Annotated in this window: 21 protein-coding genes; 9 read left to right on the top strand and 12 right to left on the bottom strand. The window is 54.8% G+C overall.

Going from position 1 to position 25268, the window contains the following annotated elements; all coding sequences use genetic code 11:
* The 10 genes from yejF to yeiP all read right to left on the bottom strand — a co-directional run bounded on the left by yejF (position 1) and on the right by yeiP (position 12546).
* Positions 1-1590, bottom strand: a complete 1590-nt coding sequence (gene yejF / locus EGY08_RS24555) for a microcin C ABC transporter ATP-binding protein YejF (protein ID WP_032741910.1) — start codon at positions 1588-1590, stop codon at positions 1-3.
* A 1-nt stretch (position 1591) separates the two neighbouring features.
* On the bottom strand, positions 1592-2617 hold the full coding sequence (locus EGY08_RS24560) for an ABC transporter permease (RefSeq protein ID WP_004132447.1): 1026 nt from the start codon (positions 2615-2617) through the stop codon (positions 1592-1594).
* Positions 2617-3711 carry a microcin C ABC transporter permease YejB gene (locus EGY08_RS24565; protein WP_004122930.1) on the bottom strand — a complete coding sequence of 365 codons (1095 nt, stop codon included), beginning with the start codon at positions 3709-3711 and terminating at the stop codon, positions 2617-2619. Before EGY08_RS24565 ends, EGY08_RS24560 begins: the two co-directional genes overlap by 1 nt.
* 9 nt (positions 3712-3720) lie before the next feature.
* On the bottom strand, positions 3721-5526 hold the full coding sequence (locus EGY08_RS24570; RefSeq protein WP_032742169.1) for an extracellular solute-binding protein: 1806 nt from the start codon (positions 5524-5526) through the stop codon (positions 3721-3723).
* 70 nt (positions 5527-5596) lie between these two features.
* The gene (locus EGY08_RS24575; protein ID WP_004122925.1) at positions 5597-7159 is read right to left on the bottom strand and encodes a cyclic di-GMP phosphodiesterase; all 1563 of its coding nucleotides are present in this window, start codon (positions 7157-7159) and stop codon (positions 5597-5599) included.
* Between the two features lie 189 nt (positions 7160-7348).
* Positions 7349-7918 (bottom strand): bifunctional murein DD-endopeptidase/murein LD-carboxypeptidase, encoded by a 570-nt coding sequence (gene mepS, locus EGY08_RS24580; RefSeq protein WP_004122922.1) that lies wholly within the window; start codon positions 7916-7918, stop codon positions 7349-7351.
* Between the two features lie 426 nt (positions 7919-8344).
* Positions 8345-9058: a phosphatase PAP2 family protein gene (locus EGY08_RS24585; protein WP_170100815.1), complete on the bottom strand. Its 714-nt coding sequence runs from the start codon at positions 9056-9058 to the stop codon at positions 8345-8347.
* Between the two features lie 35 nt (positions 9059-9093).
* Positions 9094-10071 carry a CobW family GTP-binding protein gene (locus EGY08_RS24590; RefSeq protein WP_123829070.1) on the bottom strand — a complete coding sequence of 326 codons (978 nt, stop codon included), beginning with the start codon at positions 10069-10071 and terminating at the stop codon, positions 9094-9096.
* Positions 10072-10190: 119 nt separating this feature from the next.
* The gene (locus EGY08_RS24595) at positions 10191-11657 is read right to left on the bottom strand and encodes a mannitol dehydrogenase family protein (protein ID WP_087829139.1); all 1467 of its coding nucleotides are present in this window, start codon (positions 11655-11657) and stop codon (positions 10191-10193) included.
* A gap of 316 nt (positions 11658-11973) precedes the next feature.
* The gene (gene yeiP / locus EGY08_RS24600) at positions 11974-12546 is read right to left on the bottom strand and encodes an elongation factor P-like protein YeiP (RefSeq protein ID WP_004122911.1); all 573 of its coding nucleotides are present in this window, start codon (positions 12544-12546) and stop codon (positions 11974-11976) included.
* A gap of 148 nt (positions 12547-12694) precedes the next feature.
* Here yeiP and EGY08_RS24605 point away from each other — a divergent pair, with 148 nt between their 5' ends.
* Positions 12695-12949 (top strand): YkgJ family cysteine cluster protein, encoded by a 255-nt coding sequence (locus tag EGY08_RS24605; protein ID WP_123829071.1) that lies wholly within the window; start codon positions 12695-12697, stop codon positions 12947-12949.
* Positions 12950-13047: 98 nt separating this feature from the next.
* On the opposite strand, the gene EGY08_RS24610 is transcribed toward EGY08_RS24605, so the two are convergent.
* Positions 13048-13746 carry a transcriptional regulator YeiL gene (locus EGY08_RS24610; RefSeq protein WP_004122908.1) on the bottom strand — a complete coding sequence of 233 codons (699 nt, stop codon included), beginning with the start codon at positions 13744-13746 and terminating at the stop codon, positions 13048-13050.
* A gap of 135 nt (positions 13747-13881) precedes the next feature.
* On the opposite strand from EGY08_RS24610, the gene rihB reads away from it, so the two are divergent.
* Both rihB and EGY08_RS24620 read left to right on the top strand, forming a co-directional pair.
* On the top strand, positions 13882-14814 hold the full coding sequence (rihB, locus tag EGY08_RS24615) for a ribosylpyrimidine nucleosidase (protein ID WP_123829072.1): 933 nt from the start codon (positions 13882-13884) through the stop codon (positions 14812-14814).
* Between the two features lie 333 nt (positions 14815-15147).
* Positions 15148-16398 carry a NupC/NupG family nucleoside CNT transporter gene (locus tag EGY08_RS24620; RefSeq protein WP_004122903.1) on the top strand — a complete coding sequence of 417 codons (1251 nt, stop codon included), beginning with the start codon at positions 15148-15150 and terminating at the stop codon, positions 16396-16398.
* Between the two features lie 36 nt (positions 16399-16434).
* On the opposite strand, the gene setB is transcribed toward EGY08_RS24620, so the two are convergent.
* Positions 16435-17616, bottom strand: coding sequence for a sugar efflux transporter SetB (setB, locus tag EGY08_RS24625; RefSeq protein WP_123829073.1), 1182 nt, complete (start codon positions 17614-17616; stop codon positions 16435-16437).
* A 331-nt stretch (positions 17617-17947) separates the two neighbouring features.
* Here setB and fruB point away from each other — a divergent pair, with 331 nt between their 5' ends.
* The 6 genes from fruB (at position 17948) to EGY08_RS24655 (ending at position 25245) form a co-directional block, all read left to right on the top strand.
* Positions 17948-19078: a fused PTS fructose transporter subunit IIA/HPr protein gene (gene fruB / locus EGY08_RS24630; RefSeq protein WP_123829074.1), complete on the top strand. Its 1131-nt coding sequence runs from the start codon at positions 17948-17950 to the stop codon at positions 19076-19078.
* Positions 19079-20017 (top strand): 1-phosphofructokinase, encoded by a 939-nt coding sequence (fruK, locus tag EGY08_RS24635; RefSeq protein ID WP_004103928.1) that lies wholly within the window; start codon positions 19079-19081, stop codon positions 20015-20017.
* A gap of 16 nt (positions 20018-20033) precedes the next feature.
* The gene (fruA, locus tag EGY08_RS24640; RefSeq protein WP_123829075.1) at positions 20034-21710 is read left to right on the top strand and encodes a PTS fructose transporter subunit IIBC; all 1677 of its coding nucleotides are present in this window, start codon (positions 20034-20036) and stop codon (positions 21708-21710) included.
* A gap of 325 nt (positions 21711-22035) precedes the next feature.
* Entirely contained in the window at positions 22036-22971 is a 936-nt protein-coding gene (locus EGY08_RS24645; RefSeq protein ID WP_123829076.1) for a pseudouridine kinase, read from the top strand.
* On the top strand, positions 22964-23899 hold the full coding sequence (locus EGY08_RS24650; RefSeq protein WP_004122893.1) for a pseudouridine-5'-phosphate glycosidase: 936 nt from the start codon (positions 22964-22966) through the stop codon (positions 23897-23899). The genes EGY08_RS24645 and EGY08_RS24650 overlap by 8 nt, the downstream gene beginning before the upstream one ends.
* 95 nt (positions 23900-23994) lie before the next feature.
* The gene (locus EGY08_RS24655; protein ID WP_004122892.1) at positions 23995-25245 is read left to right on the top strand and encodes a NupC/NupG family nucleoside CNT transporter; all 1251 of its coding nucleotides are present in this window, start codon (positions 23995-23997) and stop codon (positions 25243-25245) included.
* Positions 25246-25268: the final 23 nt, after the last annotated feature.

Consider the following 25268-nt stretch of genomic DNA (forward strand, 5'->3'; position numbering starts at 1 on the left):
TCAGCTCAACGCCAGCAGCTGACGGGTATACTCCTGCTGCGGAGCGGTAAATACGCGCTCGCACTCACCCTGCTCGACGACTTCTCCCTGCCGCAGCACCATTACCTGATGACACAGCGCCCGCACGACGCGTAAATCATGGCTGATAAAAATATAGGCCAGCTGATGCTTTTGCTGCAACGCCTTCAGCAGAGTGAGGATTTGCGCCTGCACGGTTTTATCCAGCGATGAGGTTGGCTCATCCAACACAATAAGCTGTGGTTTGACGACCAGCGCCCTGGCGATAGCGATGCGCTGACGCTGGCCGCCGGAGAAGGCGGCAGGGTAGCGATGCCGGGATTGCGGATCGAGCCCTACCTCCTGCATCACCTGAATCACCGCCTGTTCCCGTTCGGCGGGCGTAAGCGTCGGCTGATGAACGCGCAGTCCCTCTTCAATAATTTGCAGCACGTTGAGCCGCGGGTTTAGCGATGAGTTAGGGTCCTGAAACACCACCTGCATGCGGCGACGTAGCGGCAGCATCTGCCGACGGTTGCGTCCCTGAAGCGCCTCACCGTCAAAGGCGATCGCGCCAGCGGAATGAATCAGACGCAGAAGCGCCAGCCCGGTGGTGCTTTTGCCCGATCCTGACTCGCCGACCAGCCCCAGCGTTTCTCCCGCGCGCAAATGAAAGCTGACGGCATTAACGACGCGGTTATGATCGACAACCCGTCGCAGCAGACCTTTACGTATCGGAAAGGCGATACTCAAGTTTTCCGCCCGCAGTAATACCGGCGCATCGGGCGCGAGCGGGACGGGATCGCCCGACGGCTCGCTGTCCAGCAGGCGGCGGGTATAAGGGTGTTCGGGTGCGGAGAACAGCGCCTGGCAGCCGTTTTGTTCAACGCAGCGGCCATTCTGCATCACCGCGACGCGATCGGCGAGCTGACGAACGATGCTCAGATTATGGGTGATAAACAGCAGCCCCATATTTAACTCTTGCTTCAGCTCGCGCAGCAGCGTGAGGATTTGCGCCTGCACCGAGACGTCCAGCGCGGTTGTGGGTTCGTCGGCGATAAGCAGCTCCGGGCGGGTCAATAGCGCCATGGCGATCATCACCCGCTGGCGCTCGCCGCCGGAGAGCTGATGCGGATAGTCAGCCAGCCGCCGGGGCGCATTGCGGATCCCGACGCGCTCCAGGCAGTCGAGGATTTCTCCGCGCGCCGCTTCTTTACGCATCCCGCGATGCAAGGAGAGCACTTCGTACAGCTGTTTTTCCAGGGTATGCAGCGGATTAAGCGAAACCATCGGTTCCTGGAAGATCATCGCGATGCGGTTACCGCGCACGCCGCGCAGGGTGCGTTCATCGGCATGCAGTAGCGACTGACCGTGAAAGCGGATATCGCCGGTGGGATAGCTGACCGGCGGCGACGGGAGCAGCCGCAGCACCGATAGCGCGGTCACGCTCTTACCGGAGCCGGACTCGCCGACCAGCGCAAGGGTCTCGCCGACGGCAATCTGCAGCGACAGTTCGCTGACGACCGAAGTGGTTTCTCCCTGCTGACGAAAGGCGATGGAGAGATTATCGATATCTAACAGAGGTTGCGTCATGCTACACCGCCTTGCTTGGATCAAAGGCATCGCGAACCGCCTCACCAATAAAAATCAATAACGTCAGCAGCACCGCCACCGATAGAAAGGCGGCGATGCCCAACCAGGGCGCCTGAAGGTTGTTTTTACCCTGCAACAGCAGCTCACCCAGCGAAGGGGAGCCCAGCGGCAGGCCAAAGCCGAGAAAATCGAGCGAGGTCAGGGTGGTTATTGAACTACACAGAATGAACGGCAGAAAGGTCAGGGTGGCGACCATGGCGTTAGGCAGCATATGGCGTAGAATAATCGCGCGATCGCTGACGCCAAGCGCCTGCGCGGCGCGGATATAATCATAGTTACGGGTGCGCAGGAACTCGGCACGGACGACGCCGACCAGCGTCATCCAGCCGAACAGCACGGTAATGGCCAGCAGCCACCAGAAGTTGGCCTGCACAACGCTTGAGAGCAGGATAATCAGAAACAGCGTCGGCATTCCCGACCATACTTCGATAAACCGCTGTCCCCAGAGGTCAATTTTTCCACCGTAATACCCCTGAACGGCGCCGGCCATCACCCCCAGCACGCTGGAGAAGAAGGTCAGCAGCAGACCAAAGAGAATGGAAATGCGCGTACCGTAGAGAATTCGCGCCAGCACGTCTCCACCGTTGGCATCGGTGCCCAGCCAGTTCTGGGCTGACGGCGGCGAAGGGAAGGGCGCGTCGGTGGCGAAATTTATGGTCGTCGCGCCGAACCGAACCGGCGCCCACAGGGCCCAGCCGTTATCGTCCAGCCGCTTTTGCAGCCACGGGTCCTGATAGTCGGCGGCGGTGGCAAAGCTGCCGCCGAAAGTGGTCTCGCTGTAGTTTTTCAGGAGCGGGACGTAGAGGCTGCCCCGGTACTGGACGAGCAGCGGCTTATCGTTAGCAATCAGCTCAGCGCACAGGCTACAGGCGAAAAGCGCTAAAAAGATCCATAGCGACCAGTAGCCGCGGCGGTTGTGGCGAAAACGCGCCCAGCGCGCCTGGTTGACGGGACTAAAAAATGACATTAGCGGCCCTCAAAATCGATACGCGGATCGACCAGCGTATAGCTGATATCGCTGATGATATTCAGCAGCAGGCCAATCAGGGTAAAAATATACAGCGTGCCGAACATGACCGGGTAATCGCGAGATACGGTGGCCTCATAGCCCAGTAGCCCCAGTCCGTTTAGCGAGAACATCACTTCAATCAGCAGCGAGCCGGTAAAAAACATACTGATAAAGGTGGCCGGGAAACCGGCGATTACCAGCAGCATGGCGTTGCGAAATACGTGTCCCCAGAGGATCTGCTTTTCGCTGACCCCCTTGGCGCGGGCGGTAACCACGTACTGCTTGCGGATTTCATCAAGAAAGCTGTTTTTGGTCAGCATAGTGAGGGCGGCAAAACCGCCGATCACCGTTGCCAGCACTGGTAGGGTGATATGCCAGAGATAGTCGAGGATTTTTTGGTACCAGGGCAGGCTGTCGAAGTTGGCTGACACCAGCCCGCGCAGCGGAAAGAGATCGAAATAGCTGCCGCCAGCAAAGATAACGATCAGCAAAATGGCGAACAGGAATGCCGGGATTGCATAGCCGATAATAATCAGCGTACTGCTCCAGACGTCAAAATGGCTGCCGTTGCTGACCGCTTTACGGATCCCCAGCGGAATCGACACCAGATAGATAATGAGCGTACTCCATAAACCCAGGGTGATAGAGACCGGCAGGCTGTCTTTAATCAGCTGTAGTACCGATGAGCTACGAAACAGGCTATCGCCAAAATCAAAGCGCAGGTAATCTCCGAGCATTTTAAAATAGCGCTCGTGCAGAGGCTTATCAAAGCCGTAGCGGTGGGTTATCTCTGCAATCACCTCCGGGTCCAGCCCGCGCCCGCCGCGATAGTGCCCATCGCTGATGTTGCTGACCCCGGTACGCGCATGACTGGCGGCCATGCCGCCGTCTCCGGCGCCGGGCAAGCCGCCGCGGTCGCCGAACTCAATCGCCGCAATCGCCTGATCGACCGGACCGCCGGGCGCGATCTGCACAATAAAAAAGTTAATGGTGATAATCGCCCACAGGGTGGGGATGATGAGCAGTAGTCGGCGGAGCAGATATGCACCCATCTTAATTCCTTAGCGTCTGTCCGCGGGGAGTCTGGCCGCTTTGCTTGCGTCGTACCACCAGTTTTCGAAACCGGAGGAGTAGACCGCGCGGGTCTGCGGGAAGGAGAATTTGTCCCAGTAAGCGGTTCGGTCCTGCGCCATATACCACATCGGCAGCATGTAATAGTTCCAGGTCAGCACGCGGTCGAGAGCCCGGCCCAGCGGCAGCAGCTTTTCTTTATTACCCTGCCAGCGAATAATCTGCGCGATGAGCCGGTCGACGGCCGGGTTTTGTACTCCTGAGGCGTTGTAGCTGGAGTTTATATATTCGGAGTCCCAGGAGACTTGCAGGTCGGTGCCGGGCCAGGGGGTGGCGCGCCAGACGTTAGGCATCATGTCGTAATCCCGGCTGCGCTTGCGGTTACTGTATTGGGAGTTGTCGACCTGGCGAATATCCATGACGATGCCGAGCCGCTGGAGGTTGTGCTGGAAGGGCAGGACCCAGCGATCGCTACTGCCAGAGGGGAGCAGCAGCTCAAAGCGTAACGGTTTGCCGCTCTGCGCGTTTACCCGCTGCTGGTTTTTCACTATCCATCCCGCCTGGTTGAGGATGGCATCGGCTTTGAGTAAATTCTCTCGCGCAAAACCGTCGCCGCTGGAAACCGGCGGCCGGTATATCTGCGTGAAGACTTCAGCCGGGATCTCTTTTTTCAGCGGCGTCAGCAGGGCGAGCTCGTCGGCATCTGGATAATCGCGCGCCGCATATTCGGTATTCTGAAAGAAGCTGTTGGCGCGGCTGTAGGAGCGATAAAACAGCGCCTTATTCATCCATTCAAAATCAAAAGCGAGGGTAATGGCTTCGCGTACCCGGCGGTCGGAAAATACCGGGCGCTGAATATTAAACGCCAGCCATTGCGTGTTCTGCGCCGAGGTGTTGGTGTATTCGTCTTTTACGATATAGCCGTGGGTAAAATTGCGCCCGACGTAACGAGTAGCCCAGTTTTTGGCAACGTTCTCTTCGCGACGGTCAACGGCGCCGGCCTTAAAGGCTTCGAAAGCAACGTTGTCGTCCAGGTAATAGTCGTAGCGCAGCGTATCGAAATTCCAGCGTCCGCGGTTGACCGGTAAGTCGGCGGCCCAGTAGTCCTTTACCCGCGAGTAGGTAATGTACTGGCCCATGCGCCAGGCAGTGATGCGATACGGACCACTGGCCAGCGGTGGCGCAGAGAGTGGATCGCTAAGCTTATGGTGCTGCCAGTATTTTTCCGGCATAACGGGCAGCGTCATCAGGCTAAGCATGTTCTCTTTGCCCGGTTTGGCTAAATCAATGCGGACGGTGAGTGGAGCGATGGCTTTTACCGTGGTGCCTTTATAATAGAGGCGAAACTGCGGTACCCCTTCGGTCATAAACTTCTGGAAGGTAAACGCAACATCGGCGGCGGTGATGGGGCTGCCGTCGTGATAGCGGGCGCGCGGATTGAGCGTAATCTCCATCCATGAAAAATCATCGGCATAGCGCGCATGCTCGGCAATCAGCGGATAGTAGCTGCCGGGCTCATCGTCAGAGGTGGTGAAGAGCGTATCGTATAAACTTTCGGTACGAATACCCGGGTTGCCGCGCATGGCGTAGCGGTTGAAATTATCAAAGGTGCCGATGGCGGCGAGGGTAATTGCGCCGCCTTTAGGCGCGGCGGGATTGGCATAATCGTAATGGGTGAAGCCTGCGGCGTATTTCGGCTCGCCGATAATCGCGAACCTGTCGCTCTCTTTAATGGTTTGCGCCTGGCTGTGCAGGCTAAATAAGGTCAGCAGTATCAGGCTGATGCGCGCAAAAATAACCAGGATATCGTCCTCCCATGCCGGGCCTGAAACGGCCTGACCTCTGATAGCAAATAATAAAGGACACTTAGCGGGTTGTGAAATATTTCGCCGGTTCATCATGGGCGGCGATCAGCGCTTCCAGCGTCAGCGGTCGGCTTAACCAGTATCCCTGCAAATAATTTACCCCATGATCGCGCAGCCATTCCGCCTGCTCCTGCGTTTCCACGCCTTCGGCGACGGTGGTGAGCTTCAGCCGGCGGCTTAGGGTGATAACGGCGTCCAGCACCGGCGAGGTCACGGTCTCCGTGCCGATAGCCTGTACGAAGCCGCGGTCTATTTTCAGGTAATCAAAGTTATAGCGTTCCAGATAAATTAGCGCGCTATGGCCGGTACCGAAATCATCAATCGCGATTTCAAAACCCTGCTCGTGCAGCCAGTCGAAGTTTTCTAAGGAACGATTTTTATCGATCATCGCGCGCTCGGTGATTTCCAGCACCACGCTAAAATGGTCGGCCGGCATGGCGGCGGTGAATCGCTGCAGATCCTGCTGAAAGCTCCCGGCGTGTAGATGCATGGGGGAAATATTGATCCCCAGCTTGCTCCCGGCGGGCAGGAGCGTTTGCAGAACAGGCGCATCCTGCGCAATCAAGGTTAAGAGATGGCGGGTAAGCGGAATGATGATCTGCTGGGTTTCCGCAAGGTTGATAAAGACATCGGGAGGGATCTCGCCGGCCACCGGATGCCGCCAGCGCATCAACACCTCAATGCCGCTAATTTGTAGCGTCTCTGACCTCACCACCGGTTGATAGACCACGTAGAACTGATCGTTTTTGATGGCCAGTAGAAGCTCTTTGCGCGGGTCCGACTTAATGGTGAGGACGTAGTAGCTTAAAAGCCCGGCCAACAGTCCGCAAACGACGCCCAACAGCAGAGCAAACTGCGTATTCTCCGCCAGCCAGCTGTTGGCGTAGAGATAGACTTTCAGCGGCAGGCCGTCAATTTGCGTCTGGCGAATGGGTGGCGAGATCAGGGTCTGCGGGTCGATGAGTTGGTTACTGAAGGTGGAAATGGCGACGTCCTTAATAGCCAGCGCCAGGCCGCTGAAATCATTCTGTCGCGCTGAATAGAGGATATAGGGCGTCAGGTTGGCATTAATCGAGACAAAAATACCGTCTTTCCCACCGTGGGGGCTACGGACCCACAACGCCAGCGCTGCGCTTTTGGGCATCATTGGCGTCCCGGGCAGAATCGCCATATCGACCGCTTGCGTTACATCAAGCTGCGGTATGAGCTGGGTTAAGGGCGTACTCATGACGCCTGTAGCGGAGGAACAAAACGCGAGGCCATTTTTGACCAGCAGGACAGCGCGGACGTTTGGGCTGAAGGCCGCATGGGCGGTTAAGCCTGAGGCGACGTTCTCACATGGCTCATCGACCAGCGGCTGCAGGTCGTGGATAGTCTGATTTAAATCGTGAAAATAGTCCTGCAGATAGGTATGGACGTTGTTAATAATGGCGTCGAAACGCTCCGCCCGGTTGTGATAAATCACCATAAACTGGATGCTACCGGCCAGCAGGGCGACGGCTATTCCAATACATATACTTGTCAGCCAGATTTTTCGCCGGGGAGCGAGGTGACGGGTAGGCATAGGCTATATAGTCAGTCCGTATTGTTGATGTGCGCCAAAGGGCTGATAGAAAACGTTTTTTCTATCCCTGCTTAAAGACATAGCTTATTTTACGAAGTTTATTGGCTGGCGAGCAAAAAAAAACACCGCCTCGGCAGTGTTTTTTTGTTTCTACCGTTGGCCAAGGGATTAACCAACGGTAGAAGACGATTACGAACGACTCAGAACGCGTCGCGCTTCGTTATAGCGCTTTTTCCAGTACGGTTCATCCATGCTTGAAATGGTCACACCGCTGCTGGTGGATGCATGAACAAACTGATTGTTGCCGATATAGATGCCAACGTGGCGGCCCGTGGAGCCGGCGCGGAACAGGACTAAATCACCGGTACGCAGCTGGGCGCGGCTGATCGATTTTCCAGAATCCTGCTGCTCTGAAGTGGAGCGGGGCAGTTCCAGGCCAAACTGTTCACGAAAAGTCCGTTGCACAAAGGCGGAACAATCGATGCCTTTACGGGTGCTGCCGCCGAGGCGGTAACGCACGCCCTTCCAGCTGGCATACTGATCCATCAAGCGGGACTTGACGTCCAGGTTGCGGACCATCGTTTCAAATTCATCCTGAGAGGCTTGCAGTGATGATAAATCGCCACTACCCACAGCAAGCGTCTCAGAATGCATATTTCTGGCGGTACTATTTGAACTACACGCGGAAAGCAGAACCGCAACTGCAATCGCGGGGGCGACCCGCAAGATATATCTCAAAATCGGCTGAGATTTGACCATGCTGTGTGTTATCCCTTGTTGTCCTTAACGACAATGTCGTTATAAAAAATGCCAAACGTGTTAGAGCCTAATTACCTGGTCGCAATGAGACAATTCCGTAAGCATAAAACTGTGGAGTCACGCACAAATTTATTCATTCTTTGAATTGATGTCGCTGACGAGGCAAAACGAGATTGAGGTTACCCGATCAACCGGGGGATGGCGAGCGGTTTTACGCATTTTCTTATAAGTATTTTTGCGACAAAAAGTGAATCATCGGCAAAGGACAAAATAGCGGCAGTGATGGGTAAAAAATACGCAATTTACTCATTTTTAAGATGATTAATATGACAGAAAGATGATGCAGGATGAGAAAACAGGCGAGGGCAAAAAAAGGGACCCAGAACGATCCCTTATGAATGATATTAATTAATTGTAAAGATAGATTTAAATTTTTGCTTTTCTACCCGGAAGGTGGCGCTCAAATAAGGCAATAACATTATCGCTCAATGAGGTCATCAATACCCAGGGGGCGCCTATGAGCACTGCCGTTAATGAGCCGACGGCAATATCGGTAAACCAGTGGGCGCCAATCATCACGCGTGGGAAAGCGAACACCACGAATATTACCAGCGCGATAGCAAACGCCCGGCGGCCAAAATAACGCCACATAAATGACGCAAATATCAGCAGCATCATCCCGTGATCGCCCGGGAAACTGTCTTTTGAAGCATCTTTGGTGGGGAATGAGATCACATCGCTCACTTTGGTGATGTCGGTAAAAGAGAGCGAAGGGCTGGCGCGCTTAACCGGCATCAGGTGCTGGGCCAGCTGATTGATAATGACGGCAGCCAGCAGCATCACCAGGCCGATGATAATCACCCGCCGGCGTCCGGCGCTCTGCTCTTTAAACCAGAAGCTCAGCATCAGGCTGCCCATCGCCAGTAGCGAGCAGGCGTCAAAGGCACGGTTATTGATAATCGCCAGCAGCCAGGTATAGGCGGTGCTCACGCCAACCAGGTGATTAAAGAAATAGAAGATCGCCGAGTCCAGCGGATTCCAGAAACCATGGTTAACGGGAAGGTACCATGAACAAAAAAGCGCTATACCCGCCGCGTTCAGCAGCAGAATAAGGGGAATTCGATTTTTAATCATAACTATCGTGTATTGGGTAAACGACGGCAACCATAGCCGTCTTAACTTAAACGAATCCTCAACAAGGAGGCCTGCAGTGCATTCCAGTCGGTCTCGGTATCGGCAATCAGCTCGATGCGGCTGTCGGGAGGGGAGACGTTCTGCGTCTCAATATGCAGATCAAGCTGTTGGCGATTGATCCTTACCAGCCCCTCCGCAATGCGCATCACGCCTTTGACGCGCCCGACCGGCGCCAGGCGCGCCCATTCGAGCAGGGCAACGGTGTCGAAAACGGTTTCAGCGTCAAAAATCCAGCCGCAGGCGTGATAGCCCTGACCGCTATTCAGGCTGCGACGCCAGCGCTGATGGGCGGGGAGGCTAAATGCCGCAAGGCCTTGTTTCTGCCCGTGGCCGTGCGCGTGTTCGGCGCTGGCGGGGAGCGGCGCAATATTGCGGCGCGGTAAATCAAGCAGCATCGGGTCGATATTGCCCCGCGTGGCGCTGACGAACCGGCGATCGCCCGCGTAGGCCTGCCACCATGCGGCAAAGGCGCGTTGACTTTCCTCCGTCGAGCGGTCGGCTTTATTGCTGATAATAACGTCAGCGGCCGCCAGCTGGTCGCGAAAGTTGTCGTTGGTCACCGCTTTTTCGTCAAGCAACTGGCGCGGGTCCAGCACGCACAAGGTGGCGCGCAGGTCGATCCACGGCTCGTATACCGCGGCGGTCAGCATATCGAGGATCTGTTTAGGATGGCCCAGCCCGGTGGGTTCTATCAGCAGGCGATCGGGTTTGCCCTGGCGTAGCAGGGTATTAAGCCCGACTTGCATCGGCAGGCCGTTTACACAGCACATGCAGCCGCCGGGGATCTCTTTGAGCAGCGCGCCGCTTTCCGCCAGCAGCGCGCCGTCAATACCCACTTCACCAAACTCGTTGACCAGCACGGCCCATTTTTCATCCGCGGGCTTATTGGCCAGCAGATGCAAAATCGTCGTGGTTTTACCGCTGCCGAGAAACCCCGTGATCATGTTGGTTTTGGTCACTTTTTCTCCAGGATAAATGTAATGTTGTAACAGTTACGCCTATCCTGACGAAAAAAAGCGAAAAAGAGAAGTCTTAGCGCGGACAGAAGGGGACTCTGTCCGCTAAAAGGCAGTTATTGTTAAGCGTTCAGCGTGGCGGCAATCGCCTGACGCGCACCAAAGGCGGCAAGCTGATGCCATGCGGCGGTGATGTGAGCAACAAACTGCGGATCCTGCGGCAGGTCGTGACCGAAGATCTCCTCAAGCGTAAGCAGGGCCGCTACGCGCTGGTGTTCATCGCTGGCGGAGACCAGTTTCTGTATCTTATCGGCCAGCGGATCGCGAATATCAATGGCATTTCCGCCATCATCAATACCGCTGACGTAGCGCATCCAGCCCGCGACGCCGAGCGCCAGGAGCGGCCAGCGGCTGCCTTGCGTAAGGTGGACGCGAATACCGTCAAGCATACGTTGCGGCAGCTTCTGGCTGCCGTCCATGGCGATTTGCCAGGTGCGATGCTTCAGCGCCGGGTTGCTGAAGCGTTCGATCAGGCTGTCAGCATACGCCGTCAGATCCACGTCCTGAATAGATAAGGTCGGCGCCTGTTCGTCAAGCATCAGGCGGTATGCGGCGCTGCGGAAAATCGGATCCTGCATGCAGTCGCTAATATGCGCATGACCTGTCAGATAGCCAAGCCAGGCGAGGAACGAGTGGCTGCCGTTGAGCATCCGCAGTTTCATCTGTTCCCACGGCAGGACGTCATCGGTCATCTGGACGCCCGCGGTTTCCCAGGCCGGGCGTCCGGCAACGAAGTTATCTTCGATGACCCATTGAATGAAGGGTTCGCAGCTGATAGCGCAGGGGTCTTCTACGCCCAACGCGGCGCTAATTTCCGCCAGCGATTCATCGGTGGCGGCTGGCACAATACGGTCAACCATGGTGCCGGGAAAACTGACGCGCTCGGCGATCCACTGCGCCAGCTCCGGGCTCCGTTTTTCTGCCATTCCCAGCACGGCGTTTTTCACCACATGCCCGTTGTTGGGGATGTTATCGCAGGAGAGGACGGTAAACGGCGGTAGTTCACGCTGACGGCGGCGCGATAACGCTTCGACCAGAATGCCGGGAACCGATTGCGGCAGCGTCGGGTTTTGCAGATCGTGGATAATGCGCGGCTGCGTCATGTCCAGCAGGCCGCTGGCCGGATCGATGCAGTAGCCTTTCTCGGTGATGGTCAGAGAGACGATGGCGACCTGTGGTTCGCAAAATTTCTCAATAATCGCGGCCAGCGAATCCAGTTTTGCGTTCAGGCATTCATGGACGGCGCCGACCACGATTGGCTGATTGCCCTCGGCGCCTTTTTCCAGCACGGTAAACAGGTGGTTCTGCTGGCGAAGCTGGCTCATCAGCCGATCGCCGCTGAACAGACTGATCTCACAAATCCCCCAGTCCCCGCCGCCGGCGTTAAGCACCCGATCGGTGAGGAGCGCCTGGTGCGCGCGATGAAACGCGCCGAAACCAAAATGCACAATACGCGAACGCAGCTGGCTGCGGTCATATTGAGGGAGCTGTACGCCTTCCGGCAGCGTAGCCGTAGCAATGGTAGTCATTCTTAACACACCTGATTAACGGATAATTAACATTCCCAGTGTAAAGTTATATGACAACAAATTAAATTGGTGAGCCTTATTTATCCGCTTAATGTGAGCTCGATCATCAATTGTTAGCTGCATACCCGGCTGTTCTGAAAAGTGGGCGCGCTTAATGGAGGAGAGGAGCGATAGTTTAATTACTTTTGGTATAACAACTTTGCAGCGAGTGAAGGGAGAGCAACGTTGCCAGCAGAGAGAGGGCCAGGCGCTGCGGAAAAGGTGCGAAAAAAAGGACAGCCGCTGGCTGCCCTTTATGATGTTGCAAACGCAGAGTTTAGTCCGCGCGGCCCATATAGCGGCTCTCTTCGATATGGATACGAATGCGCTCGCCCGCGCTCAGGTATTCAGGCACCTGAACAACAAGGCCGGTGCTCAGCGTCGCCGGTTTGTTACGGGCGCTAGCGGATGCGCCTTTAATACCTGGCGCCGTCTCAACGATTTCCAGATCCACGGTCTGCGGCAGCTCTAGCGCCAGCAGCTGGCCGTCCCAGGTCAGAACCTGCATATCCGGCATGCCGCCTTCCGGCATAAACAGCAGCTCTTCTTCGATTTGCTCTTTGGTAAAGATATACGGGGTGTAATCTTCTTTATCCATAAAGACGTATTCGTTGCCATCGATATAGGAGAAGTCAACGAAGCGGCGGGTCAGGGTGACGGTATCAACGATATCGTCGCCTTTGAAGCGTTCTTCCACTTTCAGGCCGGTGCGTACATCGGAGAAACGCATTTTGTACAGCGTCGCTGCGCCGCGGGCGCTGGGTGACTGAATATCAATGTTTTTAACAATCAGCAGTTTGCCGTTGTAATTCAGCACCATACCTTTTTTAATTTCATTCGCTCTTGGCATTGCAGTAATCCTGTCACTTAAAGGGTCGAAAATATCGCGTAAAACTACTCGCGCCGGGCCTTTCAGGCAAGTGGAATTCGTCTGTTTTGCTATCTTCAGGTAAAACGTTTAGGCTGGACTGCTAAAAGCGTTATCGGAAGAGTCGATTATGGAATGCCGCCCTGAATGCGGAGCTTGCTGTATCGCTCCTTCTATCTCCAGCCCTATCCCGGGCATGCCGCAAGGCAAGCCGGCAAACACCCGCTGCGTGCAGCTATCGCAAAATAATCTCTGCGCTATTTTTGGCTCGCCGTTTAGGCCGAAAGTGTGCGCCAGCCTGAAGCCGGAAGCGGAAATGTGCGCCTCCAATCGCGAAGACGCCATGACCTGGCTGCTTCATCTTGAACAGAGCACCTCTGCGTAGTGCATTTACCCGTCATACTTCAAGTGGCATGTGCGTTGGCTTCACTCGCTCACGCCTCCTTAAACTTGAATTATTTAGGTTATAAATTTTGTAAAAGCTTAATGCAATAAATCAGAAAAATTATGCTCAGGATCCATCTCCCGCGCGAGGGCGATCAGTTTCTTCTTATTACCAAGAGCGTAGCCGGATTTCTGTTTAACCAGCAGGCCTTCCTGACAGAATTGTGCGATCACATATAATAAATGACGATACGACACTCCCATATATTCCGCCGCCGGGGTATGTTTTTCGTGATAAATATCACAATGCTGAGTTAATAAAATAAATGCTGCCAGACGATTCACCAGTGGAAAAGATTGATTTTGGGTGAGCGACACGATGTTACGGTAGTTTTTTTGGCTTAACGCGATACAGAGATTACGCAGGAAAATGACGTCATTCAGCAACAAAGGGCGGAATGAAGCGATGGGCAGCGCCAGGCACCAGCACGCTTCGATGGCCTGAACGCCACGCGGATCGTGATGTTTATCAATGAGTTCTATCTCGCCGATAAAGCAGGGTGCGCCAAAGAAGTCGATCAGCGAGACCCGACCATTAGCTGATGTGGTGTAAAGCTTAGCCCGGCCGCGTGCGAGGTAAAAAAGGTGCGCGGGTTGAGCCCCCTCTTTAACAATATAATCCCCTGCCACAGCGTGGAACAATCGTGTATCCCGCACAACATCGACGGAAAATTTTTCCAGGTACCCCGAGTCGCTTATCAATTGCTGCTTGAGATTTTCATTTTGGATTTCTTTCACGGTCGCTTCCCGGTATGAGATTTCTCATATTCAGTATCAGTTTTCGCCTGGTATGCTGCAAACGTTAATCCGATACCTGTTTAATCCTGCTGTAATAACATAAAAATGGCGTAAAAGCGAAAAGAGGGAATAAAAATGGAAAAAAGAAAAATTATACTCGACTGCGATCCAGGTCACGATGATGCTATTGCGATAATGATGGCGGCCAGACATCCGGCAATTGATTTATTAGGAATAACGATTGTTGCGGGTAACCAAACGCTGGATAAAACGTTAGTCAATGGATTAAATGTTTGCCAACATTTAGATGTCAATGTGCCGATTTATGCCGGGATGCCACAGCCAATTATGCGTCAGCAAATTGTCGCTGATAATATTCATGGTGAAACCGGATTGGATGGGCCGGTATTTTCATCGTTAACTCGTCAGGCAGAAGAAACGCATGCAGTTAAATATATTATTGACACCCTCATGGCTAGTGAGGGTGACATCACGCTGGTGCCCGTTGGCCCACTGACCAATATAGCCGTCGCCATGCGAATGCAGCCGAAAATCCTGCCGAAAATTCGCGAGATTGTATTAATGGGCGGTGCTTATGGTACCGGAAACTTTACGCCATCGGCAGAGTTTAATATTTATGCCGACCCTGAAGCCGCTCGCGTGATATTCAGCTCGGGTGTCCCTCTGGTCATGATGGGTCTCGATTTGACTAATCAGACGGTCTGCACCGCTGATGTTATTGCACGCATGGAAAAAGCCGGCGGTCCGGCGGGACAGTTGTTTAGCGATATCATGAATTTCACCCTCAAAACGCAGTTTGAAAACTACGGCTTAGCGGGTGGTCCGGTGCATGATGCCACCTGCATCGGCTATCTGATTAATCCTCAGGGCATCAAAACACAGGACATGTATGTTGAGGTAGATGTTAACAGCGGCCCCTGCTATGGCCGTACGGTCTGCGACGAACTGGGCGTACTCGGTAAAGCGCCGAATACCAAAGTCGGCATCACTATTGATACCGATTGGTTTTGGGGTTTAGTCGAAGAGTGCGTGCGGATGTACCGCTAATTCGTTTTGTACCAGGCGTGCGGAATATCCCTCATCGCCTGATATACCCGTCGTCTTTCAAGCGGCTTCTTTGTTGGCTACGTTCGTTCACCCCAGACACTTACTTGAGTAAGCTCCTGGGGCTTTAATGAGGGACATCCGTGTCCCTTACCAAAGGCAGCCTTTGGCTGTTCAAATTCGTACCAGACGAATTTGTCTCTCTTGCCGCCTCTAAGCAACTTGAAATCCATTGGGTATAGAAACAGGCGGGCAGTAAGCTGTCGCCCGTAATAAAATCAGACATACCAAAACCTGGCGTAATGCCGGGTTTGCTGGCATCAAGAGATAATCATTATGGATATAATGAGAAGTGTTCTGGGTATGGTGGTATTACTGGCAATCGCTTTTCTGCTGTCAGTAAATAAAAAAAGAATTAGTCTGCGTACGACTGGCGCGGCGCTGGTACTGCAAATTGCTATTGGTGGTATTATGCTCTATTTTCCGCCAGGAAAATGGTTGGCGGAGCAGGCGGCTTTCGGCGTACATAAAGTGATGACCTACAGCGATGCCGGTAGCGCATTTATTTTTGGTTCGCTGGTCGGGCCGAAAATGGATCTCTTATTCGATGGTTCTGGTTTTATTTTTGCTTTTCGGGTATTGCCAGCCATTATTTTTATCACCGCATTGGTAAGCCTGCTTTATTATATTGGCGTAATGGGAATACTGATCCGAACTCTTGGCGGAATTTTCCAGAAAGCGCTGAATATTAGCAAGATTGAGTCGTTTGTTGCCGTGACCACCATTTTCCTTGGGCAAAATGAGATCCCGGCGATCGTTAAGCCCTTTATTAATAAGCTAAATCGTAATGAGCTATTTACCGCGATTTGCAGCGGGATGGCTTCAATCGCCGGGTCGACGATGATTGGCTATGCCGGGCTGGGCGTGCCGATTGATTATCTGCTGGCGGCATCGCTGATGGCGATTCCCGGCGGTATTCTGTTTGCCCGCCTTCTCAGCCCGGCGACTGAAGTATCGCAGGTGACTTTCGAAAACCTCTCCTTCACCGAAACTCCGCCGAAAAGTTTTATTGAAGCCGCGGCTAGCGGCGCGATGGCTGGGGTAAAAATTGCCGTGGGCGTGGCGACGGTAGTGATGGCGTTTGTGGCAATTATCGCTCTGATCAACGGCGTGATTGGCGGTATCGGCGGTTGGTTCGGTTTTGGTCACGCGACTCTGGAGGGGATTTTCGGTTATATCCTTGCACCGCTGGCCTGGTTAATGGGCGTTGACTGGAGTGATGCGACGCTGGCGGGCAGCCTGATTGGCCAGAAGCTGGCGATTAACGAGTTCGTAGCCTACCTCAACTTTTCGCCGTTCCTGCAAACGCCGGGAGCGCTGGATGTGAAAACTATCGCCATTATTTCTTTTGCGCTATGCGGTTTCGCCAACTTTGGTTCTATTGGCGTGGTGGTTGGCGCATTCTCGGCAATTGCACCCCAGCGCGCGTCTGAAATTGCCCAATTGGGGATGAGGGCGCTGGCTGCGGCAACGCTGTCAAACTTAATGAGCGCAACAATTGCCGGGTTTTTTATTGGCCTGGCGTAATACTCTGGTGTGCCGCTGATGCGGCACACCGCTGCTTTATACGTCTTTAATACGCCACAAGCAGGCCTGGGTAGCTACGCCCATGACCAGCGCAATCCAGAAGACGGCGTGATAGCTCCAGATTTCCGCGACGACGCCCGCCAGCGAACCGGCGATAATCCAGCCAACGCGCGTGGTATTGGTATAAAGCGTAGTGGCCGCGCCCGCCTGTCCGGGCATCAGATCCTGAAAATAGAGCATGCCGATACCGGCGAGAATGCCGATAAATATGGCGTTCAGCGCCTGCAGGGCCAGCAGCAGTCCGGGGGTATGTACGGTTAGCATGCCAACGTAAAACAGCACGCCGGCCACCGCTGAGATGCGCATCAGGAAGCGTTTGCCGAAGCGTTTGGCATAATAGCCCGCAATTAGCATGGTTGGGATTTCCAGCCCGGCGGCGGTGCCCATCATGACTCCGGCCAGCTTCTCCGGTAAATGCAGCTCATTGATGATAAACAGCGGCATATTAATGATGTACAGGCTGTTGATTCCCCACATCAGCGTACAGATGATAAACAGCAGCAGCGCGTCGCGGCGGTTGGTGCGCGGCGTTTCGAGGTGTCCCGTAGCGATCTTCGGCTCTTTACGCATGCTGGGAAGAAAAAACCAGACCATTGCGCCGCAGATCACAAAGGCGACCGCCGCGCTGAGATACATCACGGTAAAGCCGAAACCCATCGCCAGCGCGTAGGCCAGCGGCGGCCCGATAACCCATGCCAGAGACACCTGAGCGCGCAGAATCGAGCTGAACATGACCGCCTCGCGGCCCGTTTTGTCCGCATGCTCGCGGGCGAGGGCAAACATCTGCGGGTTCGCGGTGGAGCCGAAGCTGCTGAGGAATACGCCGATAAACAGCAAAATAAAGTAGTTACGGTTCCAGGCGAAAAGCACGCAGGCCAGCACGCCCATCAGGCAGCAGAAGACGATCAGCCGCTTGCGGTCGCCTTTGCGATCCGAACGCCCGGCGAGGAACTGGCTTACCAGAATGCCGATCACCGCGCTGCCGGTAAAAAAGAAGCCGACCATCGCCGGTCGGACGTGAACCTCGTTAGTCAGAAACAGACTCAGCGTCGGCGTCTGGAGTGCCCCGGCGATACCCGTCAGGAAGGCGACGATCAGAAAGGCGGAAGAGGTGAAATCAAACCCGCGTCGTGGCAGGGCGGCGCTACTGTTTTGCATGTCGGCGTTCATCGGTTTTCAGGAGTCGCGGAGTTTACGCCGTCACTCAGAAAATGAACAGTACCAGGGCACGAATAAATCAAAAAGACGTTTCAAAATCAAACTTCAGCAGAAAGCTGAAGTTTTCCCTGCATCGTAGCTCCTGCTTCAGCAAAAGTGTGCTGTATCTCTAACTTCTGTTATCAGGAAACGAACTTTTCTTGCCTGGCGGCTAATAAAGGTACAGACTTCTTGAAACGTTTCAGCGTCATCGGGAGATTCTCCAGCAGGTAGATGACGCATTTTTTCTCAAAGTAGCTGAAACGATTCAATTCAGCAGGAGAGGAGAACCATGTTCCAGTTATCTGTGCAGGATATTCATCCCGGTCAGCAGGCCGGTAATAAAGAAGAGGCTATTCGTCAGGTTGCCTCCGCGCTGGTCAGCGCGGGCAACGTGGCAGACGGCTACGTCAACGGGATGCTGGCTCGCGAGCAGCAAACCTCCACTTTCCTTGGCAACGGTATTGCGATTCCGCACGGTACCACCGACACCCGCGACCAGGTGCTGAAAACCGGCGTTCAGGTTTATCAGTTTCCGCAGGGCGTGACCTGGGGCGAAGGGCAAACCGCCTACGTCGCCATCGGTATCGCCGCCAGCTCGGATGAACACCTTGGGCTGCTGCGTCAACTGACCCACGTGCTGAGCGACGACGCCGTTGCTGAACAGCTTAAGTCCGCGACGACCGCCGAAGAGCTGCGCGCCCTGCTGATGGGCGAAAAGCAGAGCGAAGCGCTGAAGCTGGATAATGAGACGCTAACCCTGGACGTTGCGGCCAGCGATCTGCTGACCCTGCAGGCGCTGAACGCCGCGCGGCTGAAAGAAGCCGGCGCCGTCGATGCTTCCTTTGTTAGCCGTACGATTAATGATAAACCGCTGAACCTCGGTCAGGGCATCTGGCTGAACGACAGCACCGAAGGTAACCTGCGCAGCGCCGTTGCCGTCAGCCGCGCGGCCAGCGCCTTCACCAGCGATGAGCAGCCGGTTTCTCTGCTGATCACCGTCGCGATGGCCGATGACCAGCCGACGGCGGTGCTTAATCGCCTGAGCAATCTGCTCCTTGATAAAAAAGCTGACCGCTTGCTGAAGGCTGATGGCGCCACGCTGCTGGCTCTTCTGACCAGCGACGATGCGATTGCCGAAGATGTTCTCAGCGCGGAATACGTTATCCGCAACGAGCACGGGCTGCACGCGCGTCCCGGCACGATGCTGGTTAATACCATTAAACAATTCTCCAGCGACATTACCGTCACCAACCTTGATGGTTCGGGCAAGCCGGCAAACGGCCGCAGCCTGATGAAAGTCGTGGCGCTGGGCGTTAAGAAAGGTCACCGCTTGCGCTTTACCGCGCAGGGTGAAGATGCGCAGCAGGCGCTGGATGCGATTGGCGAAGCGATCGCCGCAGGCCTTGGGGAGGGCGCATAAATGAGCAGACGTGTCGCAACGATTACTTTAAACCCGGCCTATGACCTGGTGGGTTTTACCCCGGAAATTGAACGCGGTGAGGTTAACCTCGTTCGCACCACCGGTTTGCACGCCGCAGGGAAGGGGATCAACGTTGCAAAAGTGCTAAAAGATCTCGGTATTGACGTCACCGTTGGCGGTTTCCTCGGTAAAGACAATCAGGATGGTTTTCAGCAGCTGTTCAGCGAGCTGGGCATCGCAAACCGTTTTCAGGTCGTTCAGGGCCGTACCCGTATCAACGTCAAGCTGACTGAGAAAGATGGCGAAGTTACTGACTTCAACTTCTCCGGCTTTGAAGTGACGCCGGGCGACTGGGAGCGTTTTGTTAATGATTCTCTTAGCTGGCTGGGCCAGTTCGATATGGTCTGCGTAAGCGGTAGCCTGCCGTCCGGCGTTAGCCCGGAAGCGTTCACCGACTGGATGACCCGTCTGCGTAGCCAGTGCCCGTGCATCATTTTTGATAGCAGCCGCGAAGCGCTGGTTGCGGGGCTGAAAGCGGCTCCGTGGCTGGTTAAACCTAACCGTCGCGAGCTGGAAATCTGGGCTGGCCGCAAGCTGCCTGAGATGAAAGATGTCATTGAAGCTGCTCATGCGCTGCGTGAGCAGGGTATCGCTCACGTGGTTATCTCCCTGGGCGAAGAAGGCGCCCTGTGGGTTAACGCATCCGGAGAATGGATTGCCAAACCGCCTTCAGTAGAAGTGGTTAGCACCGTTGGCGCCGGCGATTCAATGGTTGGCGGCCTGATTTATGGCCTGCTGATGCGTGAGTCCAGCGAGCATACGCTGCGCCTGGCAACGGCAGTCGCCGCGCTGGCGGTGAGTCAGAGCAATGTCGGTATTACCGATCGTACCCAGTTGGCCGCAATGATGGCGCGCGTCGACTTACAACCCTTTAATTAACAGCAGGAGAGGCATAATGAAAACGCTGCTGATTATTGATGCCGGGCTTGGACAGGCTCGCGCCTATGTGGCGAAGACCCTGTTAAGCACCGCGGCGCAAAAAGCGCAACTCGAACTGATTGAAAACCCAAATGACGCTGAGCTGGCGATTGTGCTGGGGACGGCGCTGCCGGCCGACAGCGCGCTGAATGGCAAAAAGGTCTATCTCGGCGATATCAACCGCGCCGTGGCTCACCCGGAGCTGTTCCTCGGGGAAGCCAAAAGCCATGCGACGCCTTACGCCGCTCCGGCCGCTGCTGCGTTGCCGGCTGCAGCTAACGGTCCAAAACGTATTGTGGCGGTCACCGCTTGCCCGACCGGCGTCGCGCACACCTTTATGGCGGCGGAAGCGATTGAAACCGAAGCTAAAAAACGCGGCTGGTGGGTGAAGGTTGAAACGCGCGGCTCCGTAGGCGCGGGCAATGCAATCACCCCGGAAGAGGTTGAACAGGCGGATCTGGTGGTCGTCGCTGCCGATATCGAAGTGGATCTGGCGAAATTCGCCGGTAAGCCGATGTATCGCACCACCACCGGCCTGGCGCTGAAGAAAACCGCGCAGGAGCTGGATAAAGCCGTGGTTGAAGCGAAACCGTATCAGCCTGCGGGTAAATCCCAGGCCGCGGCGGAAGGCAAAAAAGAGTCCGCGGGCGCCTATCGCCACCTGCTGACCGGCGTGTCATACATGCTGCCGATGGTGGTGGCGGGCGGTCTGTGTATCGCGCTCTCCTTCGCTTTTGGTATTAAAGCTTTTGAAGTGAAAGACACCCTGGCCGCGGCGCTGATGCAAATCGGCGGTGGCTCAGCCTTCGCGCTAATGGTACCGGTCCTGGCGGGCTTTATTGCCTTCTCTATCGCTGACCGTCCTGGCCTGACGCCGGGTCTTATCGGCGGTATGCTGGCGGTGAGCACTGGTTCTGGCTTTATCGGCGGTATTATCGCCGGTTTCCTTGCCGGCTACGTGGCGAAAGCGATCAGTACGAAGCTGAAGCTGCCGCAAAGTATGGAAGCGCTGAAACCGATCCTGATCATTCCGCTGGTTTCCAGCCTGATCGTCGGTCTGGCGATGATTTACCTGATTGGTAAACCCGTTGCCGGGATCCTCGAAGGCCTGACCCACTGGCTGCAAACGATGGGGACGGCGAACGCGGTTCTGCTCGGTGCTATCCTCGGCGGTATGATGTGTACCGATATGGGCGGTCCGGTGAACAAAGCGGCCTACGCGTTTGGTGTTGGCCTGCTGAGTACCCAGACCTATGCGCCGATGGCGGCTATCATGGCGGCGGGTATGGTTCCACCGCTGGCCCTGGGCCTGGCGACGCTGATTGCGCGTAAAAAGTTCGACAAAGCGCAGCAGGAAGGCGGCAAGGCCGCGCTGGTTCTCGGCCTGTGCTTTATCACCGAAGGGGCGATTCCGTTCGCCGCACGTGACCCGATGCGCGTCCTGCCTTGCTGTATCGTTGGCGGCGCGGTGACCGGCGCGATGTCCATGTGGGTTGGCGCGAAGCTGATGGCGCCGCACGGTGGTCTGTTCGTCCTGCTGATCCCTGGTGCGATTACGCCGGTGCTTGGCTACCTGATGGCGATTGTGGTCGGTACGCTGGTCGCAGGTCTCTCCTACGCGGTGCTGAAACGTCCTGAAGTTCAAGCCGCCTGATAGACGTAGCAAACGCTTCTCAAGGGCAGAGTCTTCTCTGCTCTTTTTTTATGCCGCATTCTTCCTCCGCCCTCCCGCCGTATGTGCTCTTCTTCGCATTTTTAAACTGTTTAAAAACCATACTGGCCAAATTTTGTGATTTTGTTCATGTTCATATGAAAATCCTATTTTACCTCTCTTTACTTTAAAATTATTCCGCTTACCATAAACACATGTTCACATTCAAACATGTGTTTAAATGAGGGGCTGTGAATCGTGAGGTGTTTATTTACTGATATTAAATAATTTTACTGCCATAGCGTTTTTTATGCTGGAGGGTATTTTTATGCCTGAAAATGATTACGTTGTGATTATTGGATCGGCAAACATGGATGTGGCTGGTTATTCCAATGTGTCGCTAAACTACGCTGATTCTAATCCTGGGAAAATAAAATATACTCCCGGCGGCGTGGGGCGCAACATTGCGCAAAATATTGCCTTATTGAATAAAACGGCGTGGCTATTATCCGTTGTTGGTGACGATTTTTATGGTCATTCATTATTAAATCAAACGGCCCAGTCCGGGGTTCACGTCGATAAATGTAAGATAATCCCGGGTGAAGGCACATCAAGCTATTTGTCGCTGCTTGATAATACCGGTGAAATGCTGGTGGCGATTAATGATATGAGCATCACTGAGCATATTACGCCGGCCTTTTTAAGGCAGCATCAAGACTTTATCTGCGGCGCCGCGTTGATTGTTGTTGACTGCAATATTAGCGAGTCGGCGCTGGCCTGGCTAATGGAAAATAGCGGCTCGACGCCCATTTTTGTTGACCCGGTTTCTGCCTGGAAATGCGTGAAAATCAGCCAGCACCTGGGGCGTATTCACACCCTGAAACCGAACCGGATTGAGGCTGAAACGCTGAGCGGCATCGCGCTGTCCGGCACTGAAGATGTGGCTCGCGTAGCCGACTGGTTTCACCATCATGGCCTGAAACGCCTGGTGTTGAGCATGGGCGGCGACGGCGTTTACTACAGCGAGAAAGATGGGGAACGCGGCTGGTCCGCGCCGCTGAAAACCCAGGTTGTCAATGTCACCGGCGCCGGTGACGCGATGATGGCCGGTCTGGCCTGCTGCTGGCTCGACGGCTGCTCATTTTCGCAAGCGGTGAAGTTTGCTCAGGGATGCTCTTCTCTGGCGCTTTCATCGGAATTCACCAATAACCCTGAATTATCTTACGCCAACGTAAAAAAGTTAGTGGAGAAAGAATATGTCTGAATTAAATATTTCCTCTGAATTATTACAGATTTCTGCGGAAGTTCAGCAGGCGTTAAAAAATAACCAGCCGATAGTGGCGCTGGAATCGACGATTATTTCTCACGGCATGCCGTTTCCGGAAAATGCGCAAACGGCGCTGGAAGTAGAAGAAACCATTCGTCGCCAGGGGGCGGTGCCGGCAACCATCGCAATTATTCATGGCGTAATGAAAGTTGGCTTAAGCCGTGAAGAAATTGAACTTCTGGGTCGCGAAGGTCATAACGTCGCCAAAGTCAGTCGTCGTGATTTACCCTTTGTTGTCGCCGCAGGATTAAATGGCGCGACCACCGTGGCGTCTACCATGATTATTGCGGCGATGGCCGGAATTAAAGTCTTTGCGACCGGCGGTATTGGCGGGGTACATCGTGGCGCCGAGCACACATTTGATATTTCTGCCGATTTACAGGAGCTCGCTAATACCAACGTTACCGTGGTCTGTGCCGGTGCGAAATCTATTCTCGATCTCGGTTTAACCACCGAGTATTTAGAAACGTTTGGCGTCCCGCTTATTGGTTATCAAACTTCGGCGCTGCCGGCATTCTTCTGCCGAACCAGCCCGTTTGACGTCAGCATTCGCCTCAATAGCGCCAAAGACATCGCCAAAGCGATGGCGGTGAAATGGCAGTCGGGTCTGAATGGCGGCATGGTGGTGGCAAATCCTATTCCTGAAGCGTTCGCGATGCCGGAAGAGAAAATCAATGCCGCCATCAACCAGGCGGTGAAGGAGGCGGAAGAGCAGGGCGTAGTGGGTAAAGCGAGCACGCCGTTCCTGCTGGCGCGCGTCGCGGAACTGACCGGCGGCGATAGCCTGAAATCCAACATTCAGCTGGTCTTCAACAACGCCGTTCTGGCCTGCGAGATTGCCAAAGAGTATCAGCAGATCGCCTGACGACAGTCGCGGGCCGTTTGCGGTTGCCCGCCCCGATATCAACGATACCGAAAGCCTGGCCTGCGCCGGGTTTTCCACCAGGTAAGGATATCATTATGGACATCATGAGAAGTCTTCTGGGGATGGTGGTGTTGCTGGCCATTGCCTTTGCGCTGTCAGTTAATAAAAAACGCATCAGCATCAGAACGGTAGGGGCAGCGCTGCTGCTGCAAATCGTGATTGGCGGGGTGATGCTCTATTTTCCCCCTGGCAAGTGGCTGGTCGAGCAGGCCGCGCTTGGGGTACACAAAGTCATGTCCTATAGCGACGCCGGAAGTGCGTTCATTTTTGGTTCACTGGTCGGCCCGAAGATGGACGTGCTGTTTGACGGCGCCGGCTTTATCTTCGCCTTTCGCGTTCTGCCCGCCATCATTTTTGTTACCGCGTTGATCAGTCTGCTTTACTACCTCGGCGTGATGGGGCTGCTGATCCGTATCCTCGGGGGGATCTTCCAGAAAGCGCTGAATATCAGCAAGATCGAGTCTTTCGTCGCCGTGACCACCATTTTCCTTGGGCAAAACGAGATCCCGGCGATCGTCAAACCGTTTATCAACAAGCTCAACCGCAATGAGCTGTTTACCGCGATTTGCAGCGGGATGGCGTCGATCGCCGGGTCGATGATGATCGGCTATGCCGGTATGGGCGTGCCGATTGATTATCTGCTGGCCGCTTCGCTAATGGCCATCCCCGGCGGGATTCTGTTTGCCCGTATGCTGAGTCCGGCAACGGAAGCATCCCAGGTCACTTTCGACAATCTCTCTTTCACCGAGACGCCGCCGAAAAGCGTGATCGAGGCAGCGGCGTCAGGGGCGATGACCGGCCTGAAAATTGCCGCCGGGGTGGCCACCGTGGTGATGGCATTTGTGGCGATTATCGCGCTGCTGAACGGTATTATCGGCGGCATTGGCGGCTGGTTTGGCTACGGTCACGCGACGCTGGAGGGGATTTTCGGCTTTCTGCTCGCACCGCTGGCGTGGATCATGGGCGTTGACTGGAGCGATGCGACGCTGGCAGGCAGCCTGATTGGCCAAAAGCTGGCGATCAACGAATTCGTTGCCTATCTCAACTTCTCGCCCTACCTGCAAAGCGGCGGAAACCTGGACGTGAAAACCGTTGCGATTATTTCGTTTGCGCTGTGCGGTTTCGCCAACTTTGGCTCGATCGGCGTGGTTGTCGGGGCGTTTTCGGCTATTTCACCGCAGCGCGCGCCGGAAATTGCCCAGCTTGGACTGCGCGCCCTGGCGGCGGCCACGCTCTCTAACCTGATGAGCGCCACCATCGCCGGGTTCTTTATTGGGCTGGCATAATGTGATGCGCGCGCCGCGTCTGC

Origin of the sequence: Klebsiella sp. FDAARGOS_511 (genome assembly GCF_003812845.1) — a bacterium.
Taxonomy (GTDB): domain Bacteria; phylum Pseudomonadota; class Gammaproteobacteria; order Enterobacterales; family Enterobacteriaceae; genus Klebsiella; species Klebsiella grimontii.

Bases quoted from the DNA above. Each gene is read 5' to 3' on its own strand.
- yejF (WP_032741910.1), bottom strand. From the start codon at position 1,590: ATGACGCAACCTCTGTTAGATATCGATAATCTCTCCATCGCCTTTCGT.
- EGY08_RS24560 (WP_004132447.1), bottom strand. From the start codon at position 2,617: ATGTCATTTTTTAGTCCCGTCAACCAGGCGCGCTGGGCGCGTTTTCGC.
- EGY08_RS24565 (WP_004122930.1), bottom strand. From the start codon at position 3,711: ATGGGTGCATATCTGCTCCGCCGACTACTGCTCATCATCCCCACCCTG.
- EGY08_RS24575 (WP_004122925.1), bottom strand. From the start codon at position 7,159: ATGCCTACCCGTCACCTCGCTCCCCGGCGAAAAATCTGGCTGACAAGT.
- mepS (WP_004122922.1), bottom strand. From the start codon at position 7,918: ATGGTCAAATCTCAGCCGATTTTGAGATATATCTTGCGGGTCGCCCCC.
- EGY08_RS24595 (WP_087829139.1), bottom strand. From the start codon at position 11,657: ATGACTACCATTGCTACGGCTACGCTGCCGGAAGGCGTACAGCTCCCT.
- yeiP (WP_004122911.1), bottom strand. From the start codon at position 12,546: ATGCCAAGAGCGAATGAAATTAAAAAAGGTATGGTGCTGAATTACAAC.
- EGY08_RS24605 (WP_123829071.1), top strand. From the start codon at position 12,695: ATGGAATGCCGCCCTGAATGCGGAGCTTGCTGTATCGCTCCTTCTATC.
- rihB (WP_123829072.1), top strand. From the start codon at position 13,882: ATGGAAAAAAGAAAAATTATACTCGACTGCGATCCAGGTCACGATGAT.
- EGY08_RS24620 (WP_004122903.1), top strand. From the start codon at position 15,148: ATGGATATAATGAGAAGTGTTCTGGGTATGGTGGTATTACTGGCAATC.
- setB (WP_123829073.1), bottom strand. From the start codon at position 17,616: ATGCAAAACAGTAGCGCCGCCCTGCCACGACGCGGGTTTGATTTCACC.
- fruB (WP_123829074.1), top strand. From the start codon at position 17,948: ATGTTCCAGTTATCTGTGCAGGATATTCATCCCGGTCAGCAGGCCGGT.
- fruK (WP_004103928.1), top strand. From the start codon at position 19,079: ATGAGCAGACGTGTCGCAACGATTACTTTAAACCCGGCCTATGACCTG.
- fruA (WP_123829075.1), top strand. From the start codon at position 20,034: ATGAAAACGCTGCTGATTATTGATGCCGGGCTTGGACAGGCTCGCGCC.
- EGY08_RS24645 (WP_123829076.1), top strand. From the start codon at position 22,036: ATGCCTGAAAATGATTACGTTGTGATTATTGGATCGGCAAACATGGAT.
- EGY08_RS24650 (WP_004122893.1), top strand. From the start codon at position 22,964: ATGTCTGAATTAAATATTTCCTCTGAATTATTACAGATTTCTGCGGAA.
- EGY08_RS24655 (WP_004122892.1), top strand. From the start codon at position 23,995: ATGGACATCATGAGAAGTCTTCTGGGGATGGTGGTGTTGCTGGCCATT.